Origin of the sequence: Candidatus Enterococcus testudinis (assembly GCF_002140915.1) — a bacterium.
GTDB classification, from domain to species: domain Bacteria; phylum Bacillota; class Bacilli; order Lactobacillales; family Enterococcaceae; genus Enterococcus_D; species Enterococcus_D testudinis.
The window spans coordinates 2,042,226-2,056,187 of the sequence record NZ_NGKU01000001.1 but is presented as its reverse complement, the minus strand read 5'-3'; the positions used below and the strand labels follow the sequence as shown (position 1 = coordinate 2,056,187).

Sequence of the window (13,962 nt, the reverse complement as noted above, 5' to 3'; positions counted from 1 at the left end):
AAAAAGAACGCAGGATGCCGGCCGGCATCCTGCGTTTTTTAGGCATATTGCATTTCTGGCATCGATAACAGATCTGTGATGGCAGCAGGTAGATCTTCAAAACAATCGATGGTTCTATCTGGTAAAGAAGTCAATCCTTGCGGGGCTGTGCGTTTGCGATGATTCAACCAGATGGCTTGCCAACCAGCACGTTTGGCACCAAACACGTCATTGTCAAAATTATCCCCAATATAAAGGGTGGTTTCTGGATGCAAGTCAAAGGAACACGCTGCTAATTGGAAAATCTCTAACTCTGGTTTTTGGTAACCCGTCGCTTGTGAAATCATCATGTGTGCCGGATCGATCCAATTGGTCAGTTGCAATTGATCTAGTTTCTTTTGCTGGTGCGCAGTGGGTCCATTGGTGATAATACCAAGTTTGATAGGCAACGTGGCTAAATGATCCAATGTGTCTTTGATTGCTGGATGCAGCGTGATCGCATCCAACTGCTGTTCATATAGATGTTGGAATCGTTGGCTTTGTGGCAAAGAGACAGAAGCATAGCCGAGATCTGTCAACGCACTGCTTAGGCGATAGTGACGAAAATGATCTAATGACCATTCGTTGGCTAACACTTTGCCAAATTGTTCGTCGCTATGGACGCGAAAGCGTAGATAGAGAGGAGTCATATGTTGCCCTTGGACCTCTGGAAAATAAGTCATAATCGCTTGTCGAAATGGTTGTTGCTGGTCGTAAAGAGTATCATCCACATCAAAAAGTATACTAGAAATCAAAAAAGACACGCCTTTCAAAATTAATGAAAACTTTCATTTGTTTTTCGTATATATCATAGATGATTTTTTTGTATAAAAAAAGGGAAAAAACCTTGATAAATAAAGGTTTATTTTACTGTTTTAATCAAACCGTGTACTGACGGTCTTTCACAATAATGGTGAATTTTACCCAATTTCAGACAATTCTCATTTTGCCTTTTGGGTCATTCTTCATTATAATGAAAGAATTGGAGGAGGGGTAAATGTGTTAAAAAGGTTTTTTCGTTATTATCGACCATATCGGTCACTGTTTATACTAGACTTTACATGTGCCGTCTTTGCCGGATTATTGGAATTGGTGTTTCCAGTGGCAGTCAATCGAGTGATTGATCAAATTATGCCGCAAAATAATTTCCGGTTGATTATTTTGGCTTGTTTAGGCCTATTCTTTTTTTATGTCATTAATACGATTTTGCAATATGTAGTGGTTTTCTATGGGCATAAGTTAGGGGTCAACATTGAAACAGATATGCGCCAAGAGTTGTTTCGTCATTTGCAGACCCAGCCGTTTGAGTACTACGACAATCAAAAAACCGGCAAATTGATCAGCCGCTTGACTACTGATCTATTCGAAATCTCAGAAGTCGCACATCATGGTCCGGAGGATGTCTTTATCACGATCATGACGTTGATTGGTTCGTTTATTTTAATGCTGAATATGCATGTCCAATTAGCGGTGGCTACATTTGCGCTGATTCCGCTGATTACTGTTGCATTGGTCTTTTTTAACAAAAAAATGACCAAAGTCAATACCGAGATCTATGATAATTTAGGTGAATTCAATGCTGGCGTGGAGGCTTCTGTCAGCGGCATTCGGGTGACGCAATCCTTTGCCAATGAATCATTCGAACATCAGCGTTTTGATGGACTTAGTCAACTGTACCGTCGTTCGAAAATCAGATTTTATAAAATCATGGCCATTAGTTCTGCCTATAATTACTTTTTGATCCGTTTGATCAACTTGTTTGCGCTGATTTTTGGCGCTTACTATGTCATTCAAGGAGAATTGACCAATGGGCAGTTTGTTGGATTTATTCTTTTGTCTAATGTCTTTGTTCGACCAATCGAAAAGGTCAACACAATGATTGAAAGCTATCCAAAAGGGATCGCCGGGTTTCGTCGCTTGACTGAAGAGTTGGATAAAAAACCAGCCATTCAGGACAAAGAAAATGCTGTGACAGTCACAAAATTAAAAGGAGATATTCGTTATCAAGACGTTTCTTTTGCCTACGCAGATGCAACGAAGGTTTTGAATCATATTGATTTACAGATTTCGGCAGGAGAAACGGTGGCTTTCGTTGGTCAGAGTGGCTCTGGCAAAACGACACTATGCAACTTGCTGCCGAGATTTTATGAAGTATCTGATGGGGAAATCACCATTGATGGCATCAATATCCAAGACATGACATTGGCTTCTTTAAGAGGACAAATCGGGACTGTCCAGCAAGACGTTTTCCTTTTTCCGGGGACGATTCGTGAGAATATTGCTTACGGTAAACTGAATGCCTCCGAAGCTGACATCTTGCAAGCCGTAAAATTAGCCCATTTGGAACAAGTCATTGATCAGATGAGTGATGGACTGGATACGGTTATTGGTGAACGAGGCGTCAAACTTTCAGGCGGGCAAAAGCAACGGGTAGCGATTGCTAGGATGTTTTTGAAAAATCCGCCGATCCTGATTTTGGATGAAGCGACTTCGGCACTGGATACTGAGACCGAACAAGTCATCCAAGAGTCTTTAAATGCCTTATCAGATGGCAGAACGACACTGATCATTGCCCATCGGTTGGCAACGATCAAACATGCCACTAGAATTATTGTTGTGAGTGACCAAGGGATTTTAGAAGAAGGGACACATGATACACTGATGGCGTTGAATGGCCATTATCGCCGCTTGCATGATGCGCAGTTTGCCAAAAGTTGATTGCGATTTTCCTTCCGTCATCTTCGCTTGAACAAACGATAAATGAAAAATAGTGAATGAAAATGGCAGCTTATCATGTTAGATAGGCTGTTTTTTTATTTTGTTATAAGAAAAAAAGTGTTATTTAATTGAATTTGTACCCATGATAACGTTCTTTTGTAGGATGAAACAGAGAGTTTTTCATTAGAAGGTGATTTGCATAAAAAAAATAATCTGTTACCCTAGAGAGAGGGATCGTGTCGTTTTAAAAATAACAGTTTTTTTAAAAGTCATTGTTTTTTGTTATTTCAGTGACATTTTTCGTCTTTTTTACTTGAAAAAAAAAACCGTGAAAAATGCGCGTTATATCGCTGATAAAGAAATTACAGTTGTAAATCATTTGCAAAAAATTAAAAAACGTATCTTAATTTGAGCCCGATTATTTATCAAACTGTCATCACCTTGATACCCCTTTGACACACTGTTGTATAAAAGGGGTAATATTAAAAATAAATTTGAATTCTCTCATTTGATATTTCGAACTTGTAGAGAAACCTTTTGTTTTTGGGGTTTTTCTTTTAATATAACTTTCGACTTTTATTAAAAAATATGAGATTTAGACTGGATTTTTTTAAAGTTCTTCTGTATAATTGAAATCAAGCAAGGGAACAGGACTTGCGATCAACTTTTTTTTCAAAAGGAGAGATGCACGTTGTTGACACTTTACACTTCCCCAAGTTGCACGTCTTGTCGCAAAGCTCGTGCGTGGTTACAAGAGCATGAGATTCCTTTCGTTGAAAGAAATATTTTTTCAGAACCATTGAATATTTCTGAACTGAAAGACATCTTACAGATGACAGAAGACGGTACCGAAGAAATTATTTCTACCAGATCCAAAGTATTCCAAAAGTTGAATATGGATCTAGATGACCTGCCCCTAAAAGATTTATTGACCCTTGTTCAAGAAAATCCTGGATTATTGCGTCGTCCCATCATGATTGATGAGAAACGATTGCAAGTAGGCTTCAATGAAGATGAAATTCGCCGGTTCTTACCTAGAGATGTTCGTCAATTAGAACTTCGTCACGCACAATTGATGGCTGGCTTATAAAACAAGTTTTTGACCCGTTCCTAAGCCGAACGGGTTTTTTTGCAGGGATTTACGTTTTTCTTAAGCGAATATTCGTTTTTTCTTTACTTTTTAACTGGTTTCGCTACAATGAACCTATAGTAGTAGCAAAAGTGAGGTGTAGCTAATATGGAAATGGAACACATCAATGAGAACACTATTCGTGTATTGATCAAAAGTGAAGACTTAGCTGCGAGAGGCATCACTTTTCTTGACCTTCTAGGTAACCATAATGAAATTGAAAACTTTTTTTATAGTATTTTGGAAGAAGTTGATATCGATGAAGAATTCAAAGGAAGCGAAGCAGTCACATTCCAAGTCTTACCAAAAGGTGATGGCTTAGAGTTGTTTATCAGTAAAAATCTTCCGCCAGAAGCAATGGAAAACTTTGATGACTTGTCAGAGAATGAACATGAAGATATTACCGACATGCTGAAGAAACACGTGGTAGCCCAATTACAAGAAGCAGAGCAACCTGAAGAAATCGGTACCCGGTTTGTTTTTGAGCTGGCTCATTTTGAGGATATGATTCAATTGGCAGCGGAGGTGTACTTAGAAGCTGTTGCCTCGAATCTCTATCAAATGGGCAATCAGTACTTCATCGAACTGCGTTTTACAGATCCTGAAGTCACAGATATCGAAGTCGAGAATGCACTGTCGTATCTAATGGAATTTGCGCAGCGGACTGCTGTCACACCAGAAGTGCTTTCTGAGTATGGTCAATTGATCATGGAAAATGATGCATTGGCATTGACCCGTTATTATTTCAAAACTGAATAATGATCGATCATCAATCAACCGTCACATCTTTTAGCGATGTGGCGGTTTTTTTGCGTACTTATTTTTGAGGTGATGGGAGGATGATGTATGCATACGATAAAGAGAAACAGTTGCGCCGAGCAGATGCCGTTGAGACCACAAATGCTCCCTTTCAATGTCCAGGCTGTCAAGAACAGGTAATATGGAAGCGTGGGCCCGCTCGGCGACCGCATTTTGCTCACCGCAGCGATGGGGCATGTTGCACGTTTAGTGAAGGGGAGACCGATGAACATTTGATGGCGAAGGGGTGTTTATATGATTGGTATCAACCACTCTCGCTTCAAATCGAGTGCTTTTTGCCCGAATTGAGTCAACGTCCGGATTTAAAATATCAGCAACTGGTGATTGAGATTCAGTGCTCGCCGATCTCGTTGACAGCTTTTTCAGCCCGCACAAAAGGCTATCTGAGCGCAGGCTATCGGCCCTGGTGGATTTTGGGCAGTCGTTTACAACCAAAGCGACACTGGCATGTGATTGCCAAAGCAAGTTGTATGTTTGATGAAGAGGGTTTTCATTTGTGGGGGATTGATACAGCGCGTCAATGTCTGATTCACTATAGGGAGATTCATTGGCATTATCAATATGGTGTAGGCTATCAATGTACTTGGTTTTCCGAAGGCTGTCCTTATGATCAAGAGACGCTGCAGCCAATCCATCAGGAACAGACGTTGCCTCAGCCGCGAAGTTCGCCATGGCAACCCAGCGGCTATCAATATTGGCTCCTGCAGCAACTGATCAAAAAAGCACCCCGCATCATGGAGGTTCAAGCATTTGTCTACAGACTGCACGGTCATATTGCGCAATTGCCATATTGGTGTTACCAAGAAAGTCGGTATGGTTTTTTGTTTGAACATTGGCTATTGGCAATGCGTTTTTGTTTTCACATCGATCCAAAACAATCATTTCAAGATTGGCTGGGAAAACTCTGCTTCATCGATTGGACATGGTCTTATCCGCTCATAGACCAGGCGATGATTTTGTCGGCTATGTTCGAAGAATGTCGGTATTTGGAAGCGATGTTTAGATTTCAAAACCAATGATTTGGTTCCCGCCCAAAATGTGTTAAGATATTTCTAGAGCATATCAAAGGAGTGAAATAGATGTCAGAACCAAAACAATTACCAGCACGGGAATCGATCCCTGAGGAAAAAACATGGGATTTGACCAAAATCTATACCGATGATGCGGCATTCGAAGCTGCATATCAAGAAATCACGGCAGAAGCAAAAGAAGCCAAAGACTATCAAGGGACCTTGACAAAAGGACCTGAAGCCTTCTTAGAGGCATTAGAATATGTTTTGGCGCTTTCTCGCAAATTAGAAAAGCTATATGTATACAGTCACTTGAAAAACGACCAAGATACAGCAAATACGACCTATCAAGGGCTATATGCAAAAGCAAGCAGTTTATTGGCACAGGTCAGTGAAGCCATTGCCTGGTTTGATCCAGAGTTGTTGACAATGACCGATGAAACGATTTGGGGTTATTTTGAACAAGAACCCAAATTAGCCGTCTACCGTCATATGATCGAAAAAACGATCAATGAACGGCCACATGTTTTGCCAGCTGAACAAGAAGCATTACTCGCTGGTGCAGGAGAGATATTTGGTGCACCGGGCAATGTCTTTTCCGTGTTAAACAATGCGGATCTGACTTTCCCAATCGTTGAAGATGAAAACGGTGAAAAAGTGCAGCTTTCTCATGGGGTCTATGGCGAATTGCTGGAAAGTACCGATCGTTCTGTCCGAGAAGCCGCGTTTAAAGGCTTATACGGCGTGTATGAGCAATTTCGCAATACCTTTGCACAGACATTAAGTACCAATGTCAAAAGCCATAATTTCAAAGCCAAAGCCCGTCATTTTGATTCTGCCCGCCAAGCAGCACTCAGTGCAAACCATATTCCTGAAAGTGTCTATGATACTTTAGTTACTGTGGTCAATGATCATTTGCCATTGCTGCATCGCTATATGGCCTTGAGAAAACGTCTTTTGGCAGTCGATACGATGCACATGTACGATGTCTATACACCAATCTTAGGAGAAGCGCCGATTCGCTATACCTATGATGAAGCGGTAGTGAAAGCCAAAGAAGCATTAAAACCATTGGGTGAGGAATACTTAGCAGTGGTAGAAGAAGCCTTTGACAATCGATGGATCGATGTTGTTGAGAATAAAGGGAAACGCAGCGGTGCCTATTCATCTGGTGCCTATGATACATTGCCTTATATCTTGATGAACTGGAATGATCGTTTGGACCAATTGTTTACGCTGGTCCATGAAATGGGGCACAGTGTCCACAGTTACTTTACCCGCAACAATCAGCCGTATGCTTATGGTGATTATTCGATATTCTTAGCAGAGATCGCCTCAACGACAAACGAGAATATTTTGACTGAATATATGCTGCAGACAGAAACTGATCCTAGAGTGAAAGCCTATGTATTGAACCATTATCTGGATGGCTTCAAAGGCACGATCTTCCGTCAAACACAGTTTGCAGAGTTCGAACATTTTATGCATGTTGAAGATGCCAAAGGAACACCATTGACCAGTGAATATTTAAGCGAAAATTACGCGCAATTAAATGCCAAATATTATGGTCCAGCAGTCGCTGAAGATCCTGAGATTCGCTTAGAGTGGTCACGGATTCCACATTTTTATTACAATTACTATGTATATCAGTATTCTACAGGTTTTTCAGCAGCTTCTGCTTTAGCGAAGAAAATCCTATCAGGTGAACCTGATGCATTGACCAATTACCTGAATTATCTTAAAGCTGGTCGTTCGGATTATCCAATCGAAGTGATGAAAAAAGCGGGTGTCGATATGACACAGGCAGATTATATCAAAGATGCAATGAAGGTCTTTGCGCAACGGTTAGATGAACTTGAAGCACTAGTAGATGAGTTAGACGCTTAATCACGGCATCACAAAAGAAAACAACCCAATCGATTGTCGGTTGGGTTGTTTCGTGTGAAATAAACAAATGAGCAAAAAACCACTTCGTTTCTGGACGAAGTGGTATATCACTCATAGCAAAATCAATTTGTGGTCAACCCCTTGCAAAGATGAGAGGGTTGGCTTTTTTAAAGCATTTTTCTTCTCAAGAAACGCAAATTGATCATCGGTGGTCTCACACAATGCCGGTAAACTTTTTAATGCTTTCGCACCTTCTAAAAGCACGCCATATTCTCGTTCGCAGGCAAAGTTATAGACGACTGCTGAGGGAGTGATGGTGATCCCCATATCCTTAGCCACTGTTTGATCCGTCAAAAAATTCTTTTTGACCAAATCTGATTGACGATCTTCCATGAACATCTCTAAATCACCGCGGGTCTCAGAAAACAGCTGCTGCACCAATTCTTCACTATACATTTCTTTTGCGACACCGACATGCTGCTGTAATTTCAGCAAGAAATCACGGGCAATTTTTTTGCCTTGTAGTTGTGCGGCTTTATAATCAAGAGATGCTGTATAAATCAGTTTTGTTTGATCATTGCGTAATAGCAGATCGGTTCTATCCATAGACAAGTAATCCATGGAAACACCAACAGAGGTCAAATTGACCAAAGGCAATATTTGCAAATGGATTTTTTTACGGTATTTCGTCAAATTCTCCAAGAGTTCCGCTTCAACTTGATAGCAAATCGGACCGATGGGGTTGACAAATAAAAATATTTCAATCATTTGAATCTCTCCCCAAATAAGATTCTTTTTATGTTAAACAATCGTACATTTTATTAAATATAACAAAAGTTAGCGAAAAAAGTAAGTAAATATTCTTGAAATGATTATTTTTCTGACATTGCCCGCTCGATTTTGTTTTTTGCAGGCATATAAGGGATCTCAAAAGCGGTCAATAAAGCCAAAAAGGCATCTTTTCCGCTAATTGGATCAGTCACTTCTAGTTCGAGTTCGAAGTCTTCTTTATCTCCATACCAACTGTGATCGATGGCTAGCAAGCCTTCCTTGATTGGAAATTCAGCTCGTTTTGTGGTTAAGCTTGTGAGGGGAACAATTGCCGTTGGATCGATGGATGCAGTCAATAATCGCTTGGCGACCGCACCTGTTTGTAAAATCCTGCCTGTGCGCAAAATCTCGGCAGTTTCTTCCTTGGTCAATCGATCCGTTGTCTCCAGTAAACCATTGTCAACGGGGGTTTTTAAAGTCAATTCATCATAAAGTGCAGTAGTCCGTACCCGCAAACCATAACGTTTGTTGCGCAATTGTTGGTCAGGGGTATCAAAATAATGGTTGACTTGGGTTTTAATATCTGACGTTGTGATCTGATAGTGTGCAATCAGGTGATTGTAGTTGGTTTCAGAAAGCAACGTTTTAAATTCAATTTCGATTTGTTCACTCATGACGCCACTCGCTTTCATTAGCTATCCAATTCTACAATTGAGCCATTGTTGTGTCAAACAAAACGGCTTCTCATTCAAGAACTGATTATCTTCCCTATTTTAGCAATTTTTTCTTGTGGTTGCTACCTATGTGGTTCAGATTTGCCAACAAGGTATGGTAGAATAAGAGGGTATGTTATGGAAAGAATCGAGGTAGGAATATGATTCGAGATTGGGAAGATTTTTTGGCACCGTATGAACAAGCGGTTTCTGAATTAAAAGTGAAATTAAGAGGGATACGTAAACAGTACCGCGAACAAAGCAAACATGTCCCCATTGAATTTGTGACGGGCCGCGTCAAACCAGAGGACAGCATTGTAACCAAATGTAAATTACGCGGCATCGCGTTAGACCGACTGGAAGAGGAAATGTCAGATATCGCTGGGTTGCGTATCATGTGTCAGTTTGTGGAAGATATTCATCAAGTGGTTGAATTGTTGCGGACCCGCAAAGACATGAAAGTAATCATTGAGCGTGATTATATCACCAACAAAAAAGCCAGCGGGTATCGGTCGTATCATTTAGTGATCGAATATCCCGTTCAATTGATCGATGGGGAGAAAATCATTATGGCTGAAATTCAAATCCGCACATTGGCCATGAATTTTTGGGCCACCATCGAACATTCGTTGAATTACAAATATCAAGGAGAATTCCCTGTTGAAATCGGCGAACGACTGCGCAGATCGGCTGAGGCTGCTTATCAGCTGGATGAAGAGATGTCCAATATTCGCGAGGAGATCCAAGAAGCACAACGGCTGTTCTCCCATGGAAAAGGGCAACGCAACAAGCGGGGACGTCCGCAATCGCTAGAGGAGGACCAAAAATGAAGGGCATCCGAGTAGCGATCATCAACAACCAAGAAGAAAAATCTCTGCGGGTTACCAAACGCTTGATTGCGTTGTTAGCACAATCTGAAAATACCATTGATCAAGACAATCCTGAACTGGTGATTTCAGTGGGAGGCGATGGTACGTTGCTATCGGCTTTTCACTTGTTCAATCATAAATTGGATCAGGTCCAGTTTCTAGGTGTCCATACTGGTCATTTAGGTTTTTATACAGATTGGCGAGATTATGAGTTAGAAGAAATGGTGGCATCCCTGTGTAATGACCGCCAAAAGACGGTCAGTTATCCATTGTTAGACGTGCGAATCACGTATGCCAATGGCAAATCAGATAAGCATTTTTTGGCATTGAATGAATCTACTATCAAGCGGGGCAACCGCACGATGGTGGCGGATATTTCAATCAAAGAAGACTTGTTTGAAAAGTTTCGTGGAGATGGACTGTCGATTTCAACACCAACCGGCTCCACCGCGTATAACAAAAGTGTTGGCGGTGCAGTGCTGCATCCCAGTATCAATGCATTTCAATTGGCGGAGATTGCCTCATTGAACAATCGGGTCTTTCGTACCCTAGGTTCACCGATCGTGGTGGGGCATCATGAATGGGTCAAAGTCCAGTTGCAGCAAAGCACCGATTACTTGGTGACGATTGATCAATTTACGATTGAGCAAGAGGAAATCGACGCTATTTATTACCGTATCGCTGATGAGCGCATTCATTTTGCTTCGTATCGGCATATGCATTTCTGGAGTCGGGTCAAAGATTCCTTTATTGGAGAAGAATAAATCATATGGAATTTACGTATCACTATTTGCGACAGGAACCGCAATTGGTCAAATATTTTTTGAAAGAACAAGGGATTTCAAAAGGCCTCCTTGCCAAGATCAAATTTCAAGGAGGCGCTATTTTTGTCAATCAAGAGGAACAAAATGTCTTGTTTTCATTGAAACAAAATGATAGGGTAACTATTGTGATTCCAAATGAGGGCGAACATGAAACGATGTTGTTAGATGAGACACCCATCGAGATTGTTTACGAGGATGCTCATTTGCTGATCGTCAATAAGCCAGCGGGTGTATCATCGATCCCCGCACAGTACCATCCCAATGGCACAATGGCCAATCGCGTCAAGGCTTATTACCGTCAACAACACTATCCAAATCAAGTAATCCATGTGGTGACGCGTTTGGATCGAGATACGTCAGGTTTGATGTTGTTTGCCAAACATGGCTTTGCCCATGCCAAAATGGATGTTCAATTACGGGAAAAGAAAGTCGTCAAGAAATACCAAGCATTGGTCGCAGGAAATATCGCTGGTTTATCTGCCCATGGTGAGATCAATCAGCCAATCGCCAGAGATTTGACTTCTTTACTGAAAAGAAAAGTCGCGCCCGAAGGCAAACCGGCAAGGACTGAATACTGGCTCGCGCAGCAAAATCGCCATTGGGCATTGGTGGATATTCAACTGCATACAGGACGTACCCATCAGATACGGGTCCATTTTTCTGCAATTGGTTGTCCGCTGTTAGGCGATGATATGTATGGTGGCAACATGGATCTTGGGATCGACCGTCAAGCATTGCACTGCTGTCAGCTGCAATTTTTGCATCCTTTTACGCAAGCACCGATGGCCTTTGATTGTCCATTAGCACAAGACATGTTGGCTGTCACAACAAGTATATAAGAGATTAAATGAGGTGAAGAGATTGGATGAAAATCAAGAATTAATCGAACGGTTTGAACAACTGACCCAAGCACTGAAAGAAATGGATATCCAGAAATTCCGTGATGAATTTCTTGACTTGCATATCTATGAGCAAGGGCAATTCTACCAATCTCTGGAAGCTAGTGATCGTCACATCGTGTATACCTATCTTTCACCTAAAGAATTGGCAGATATGTTCGACGTGATCGAAGAAGATGATGAACATATGGTGGACTACTTAACAGAGATGCGCCCAAGCTACGCTGCAGAAATGCTGGCGCAGATGTATACCGATAATGCGGTGGATCTGTTGAATACGTTAGACAAAAAACAAACGGCCAAATATTTAAGTTTGATGACCACGGATGCAGCAAGTGAAATCAAAGAGTTGCTGCACTATGAAGATGAAACGGCAGGCTCATTGATGACGACTGAGTTCGTCTCGATCGTGGCCAATCAAACAGTACGCTCGGCGATGTACGTCTTGAAAAATGCGGCAGATGTCGCAGAAACAATCTATTATATCTATGTCGTTGATACCGATGGAAAATTGGTCGGTGTTATTTCTTTAAGAGATTTGATCATCAACGATGATGATACAATGATCGCCGATATTTTGAATGAACGGGTCATGTCGGTCCATGTTGGAGATGACCAAGAGGATGTGGCGCAAACCTTTAGGGATTATGATTTCCTCGCACTACCCGTTACAGATTATGATGATCATCTTCTAGGAATCGTGACAGTCGATGATATCATCGACGTGATCGATGACGAAGCTGCCAGCGATTACTCAGGTTTGGCTGGGGTCAACGTGGAAGAAGTCAGCGAAAACCCGATCAAAGCATCAAGTCGCAGATTGCCATGGTTGATTACATTGTTGTTCTTAGGGATGGCGACTGCAAGTCTGATCAGCCATTATGAAGAATTAGTCAGTGAAGCAAGTATTTTAGCTGTGTTTATTTCCTTGATCACCGGTACAGCCGGCAACGCTGGAACCCAATCATTGGCTGTCGCCGTTAGACGGTTGGCCATCAATGATGACAAAGAAAAAAGTTTCCTCAAAACTGTAACTGGTGAAGTTTTGACTGGTTTATTTACAGGTGCCATTACGGGTTTGACGATTTTTGCAATCGTCGCTGTTTGGAAACAAAATCCGATACTTGGCTTTGTGATCGGGATGGCGATGATGTGTGCCATCACTGTCGCAAACTTAGCTGGGAGTCTGATTCCTATGTTGATGGACAAACTAGGCTTTGATCCAGCGGTTGCCAGTGGGCCATTTATCACGACACTCAGTGATTTGACCAGTGTCTTGATCTATTTCAATATTGCCAGTCTATTTATGAGCTATTTTATGCAATGAAACAAAAGGCAGCAGTACGATCCACAAGGGATGCGTGCTGCTGCCTTTTTTAGTGTTTGAATTTCGGCAAAATTCCAGAAGGAGAGATGCCATACAGTTTTTTAAACGACTTGCTGAAATGATAGGCATCTTGATACCCTACAGCTGAGGCCACTTCTTTGATCGTCAGCTGGTCATTTTTCAGCATATCCTTGGCCCGTTTCAAACGAATCTCAATTAAATAATTGATAGGACTCATCTCAGTCGCCTCTTTAAAAATCTTTGATAAATAAGTAGGACTCAAAAATTGATCTTGTGCCAACTTTTCCAGTGTGATTTCTTCCTTATAATGATTTTCCAAATAGTAGATCGTATAGTTCACGATTTTTTGCTGCCGTTGCTGACTTTTCGATAAGTATGGCACAACATTGCTGTCTTCATCATTCAGCCCTCTCAAGATATAGACCAGCATTTCAATCAACAACGCTTTTTGGATCAGCTGGAATTCATCGCGTTCTTCGTTGCTTTCTTTCACGAGCTGCCACGCTTTGTCTAGCACTTGATGATGATACTGACCTAAGTCCAACAACGGGTGTTTATTGGGGAAAACATTGCGTTTGAAACCTTCTAGAGAGATGTTTTTCAACCCAATATGCAATTGATGGGAACGGGTACCAGGCAGTTGGAATTCACAGTGATCGATACCTGGGTTAAAGAGCATAATACTGCCTGCACGAATCTTTTTGGCAGGTTCATCGTTGAAATAATAATTGCTTTCGCCTTCTAATAATATACTGATCTCCAAGAAATCATGATGGTGTTTCTCACCATGACTTTCTGATTGTGTCCAAGGATCAAATAGGTAGATGATTTCCGGATTGAACGTCCGAGGGTTGACTAAATTCATGGCTGCTTCACTCCAATTCAGGTTGCACGACCTGATGAAATCAGGCGTGGCGCTTCTTAGTAATATTTTACATCAAAATGAGTAAGAAAAAC

At 41.3% G+C, this 13,962-nt stretch carries 13 protein-coding genes; 9 read left to right on the top strand and 4 right to left on the bottom strand.

The window, feature by feature from the left end; genetic code table 11:
- Positions 1-38: 38 nt before the first annotated feature.
- The gene (locus tag A5886_RS09900) at positions 39-773 is read right to left on the bottom strand and encodes an HAD family hydrolase (protein ID WP_086276034.1); all 735 of its coding nucleotides are present in this window, start codon (positions 771-773) and stop codon (positions 39-41) included.
- Between the two features lie 244 nt (positions 774-1,017).
- Here A5886_RS09900 and A5886_RS09890 point away from each other — a divergent pair, with 244 nt between their 5' ends.
- The 5 genes from A5886_RS09890 (at position 1,018) to pepF (ending at position 7,581) form a co-directional block, all read left to right on the top strand.
- Positions 1,018-2,736, top strand: coding sequence for an ABC transporter ATP-binding protein (locus A5886_RS09890; protein ID WP_086274959.1), 1,719 nt, complete (start codon positions 1,018-1,020; stop codon positions 2,734-2,736).
- Positions 2,737-3,427: 691 nt separating this feature from the next.
- Positions 3,428-3,826, top strand: coding sequence for a transcriptional regulator SpxA (gene spxA, locus A5886_RS09885; RefSeq protein ID WP_086274958.1), 399 nt, complete (start codon positions 3,428-3,430; stop codon positions 3,824-3,826).
- A gap of 147 nt (positions 3,827-3,973) precedes the next feature.
- Positions 3,974-4,624: an adaptor protein MecA gene (locus A5886_RS09880; protein WP_086274957.1), complete on the top strand. Its 651-nt coding sequence runs from the start codon at positions 3,974-3,976 to the stop codon at positions 4,622-4,624.
- 80 nt (positions 4,625-4,704) lie between these two features.
- Positions 4,705-5,703 carry a competence protein CoiA gene (locus A5886_RS09875; RefSeq protein ID WP_086274956.1) on the top strand — a complete coding sequence of 333 codons (999 nt, stop codon included), beginning with the start codon at positions 4,705-4,707 and terminating at the stop codon, positions 5,701-5,703.
- A gap of 60 nt (positions 5,704-5,763) precedes the next feature.
- Positions 5,764-7,581, top strand: coding sequence for an oligoendopeptidase F (gene pepF / locus A5886_RS09870; RefSeq protein WP_086274955.1), 1,818 nt, complete (start codon positions 5,764-5,766; stop codon positions 7,579-7,581).
- 111 nt (positions 7,582-7,692) lie between these two features.
- Here pepF and A5886_RS09865 read toward each other — a convergent pair whose 3' ends face one another.
- Both A5886_RS09865 and A5886_RS09860 read right to left on the bottom strand, forming a co-directional pair.
- Positions 7,693-8,349 carry a DsbA family protein gene (locus tag A5886_RS09865; RefSeq protein ID WP_086274954.1) on the bottom strand — a complete coding sequence of 219 codons (657 nt, stop codon included), beginning with the start codon at positions 8,347-8,349 and terminating at the stop codon, positions 7,693-7,695.
- A 104-nt stretch (positions 8,350-8,453) separates the two neighbouring features.
- A complete protein-coding gene (locus tag A5886_RS09860) occupies positions 8,454-9,026 on the bottom strand; it encodes a CYTH domain-containing protein (RefSeq protein ID WP_086276033.1) in 573 nt (190 codons plus the stop codon).
- A 200-nt stretch (positions 9,027-9,226) separates the two neighbouring features.
- Between A5886_RS09860 and yjbM the strand changes: the two genes are divergently transcribed.
- Genes yjbM through mgtE form a run of 4 tightly spaced genes read left to right on the top strand, consistent with a single transcriptional unit; the run spans position 9,227 to position 12,984 of the window.
- The gene (yjbM, locus tag A5886_RS09855) at positions 9,227-9,895 is read left to right on the top strand and encodes a GTP diphosphokinase (protein WP_086274953.1); all 669 of its coding nucleotides are present in this window, start codon (positions 9,227-9,229) and stop codon (positions 9,893-9,895) included.
- Positions 9,892-10,698: an NAD kinase gene (locus tag A5886_RS09850; protein WP_086274952.1), complete on the top strand. Its 807-nt coding sequence runs from the start codon at positions 9,892-9,894 to the stop codon at positions 10,696-10,698. Before yjbM ends, A5886_RS09850 begins: the two co-directional genes overlap by 4 nt.
- Positions 10,699-10,703: 5 nt before the next feature.
- Positions 10,704-11,597, top strand: a complete 894-nt coding sequence (locus tag A5886_RS09845; RefSeq protein WP_086274951.1) for an RluA family pseudouridine synthase — start codon at positions 10,704-10,706, stop codon at positions 11,595-11,597.
- Positions 11,598-11,619: 22 nt separating this feature from the next.
- Positions 11,620-12,984, top strand: coding sequence for a magnesium transporter (mgtE, locus tag A5886_RS09840; RefSeq protein WP_086274950.1), 1,365 nt, complete (start codon positions 11,620-11,622; stop codon positions 12,982-12,984).
- 49 nt (positions 12,985-13,033) lie between these two features.
- Here the strand turns inward: mgtE and A5886_RS09835 are convergent, their stop codons facing one another.
- Positions 13,034-13,870 carry an AraC family transcriptional regulator gene (locus A5886_RS09835; protein ID WP_086274949.1) on the bottom strand — a complete coding sequence of 279 codons (837 nt, stop codon included), beginning with the start codon at positions 13,868-13,870 and terminating at the stop codon, positions 13,034-13,036.
- Between the last annotated feature and the right edge of the window lie 92 nt (positions 13,871-13,962).

What these genes read in the sequence shown, in the direction of transcription:
- A5886_RS09880 (WP_086274957.1), top strand. Translation starts at nt 3,974, where the DNA reads ATGGAAATGGAACACATCAATGAGAACACTATTCGTGTATTGATCAAA.
- A5886_RS09875 (WP_086274956.1), top strand. Translation starts at nt 4,705, where the DNA reads ATGATGTATGCATACGATAAAGAGAAACAGTTGCGCCGAGCAGATGCC.
- pepF (WP_086274955.1), top strand. Translation starts at nt 5,764, where the DNA reads ATGTCAGAACCAAAACAATTACCAGCACGGGAATCGATCCCTGAGGAA.
- A5886_RS09865 (WP_086274954.1), bottom strand. Translation starts at nt 8,349, where the DNA reads ATGATTGAAATATTTTTATTTGTCAACCCCATCGGTCCGATTTGCTAT.
- A5886_RS09860 (WP_086276033.1), bottom strand. Translation starts at nt 9,026, where the DNA reads ATGAGTGAACAAATCGAAATTGAATTTAAAACGTTGCTTTCTGAAACC.
- yjbM (WP_086274953.1), top strand. Translation starts at nt 9,227, where the DNA reads ATGATTCGAGATTGGGAAGATTTTTTGGCACCGTATGAACAAGCGGTT.
- A5886_RS09850 (WP_086274952.1), top strand. Translation starts at nt 9,892, where the DNA reads ATGAAGGGCATCCGAGTAGCGATCATCAACAACCAAGAAGAAAAATCT.
- A5886_RS09845 (WP_086274951.1), top strand. Translation starts at nt 10,704, where the DNA reads ATGGAATTTACGTATCACTATTTGCGACAGGAACCGCAATTGGTCAAA.
- A5886_RS09835 (WP_086274949.1), bottom strand. Translation starts at nt 13,870, where the DNA reads ATGAATTTAGTCAACCCTCGGACGTTCAATCCGGAAATCATCTACCTA.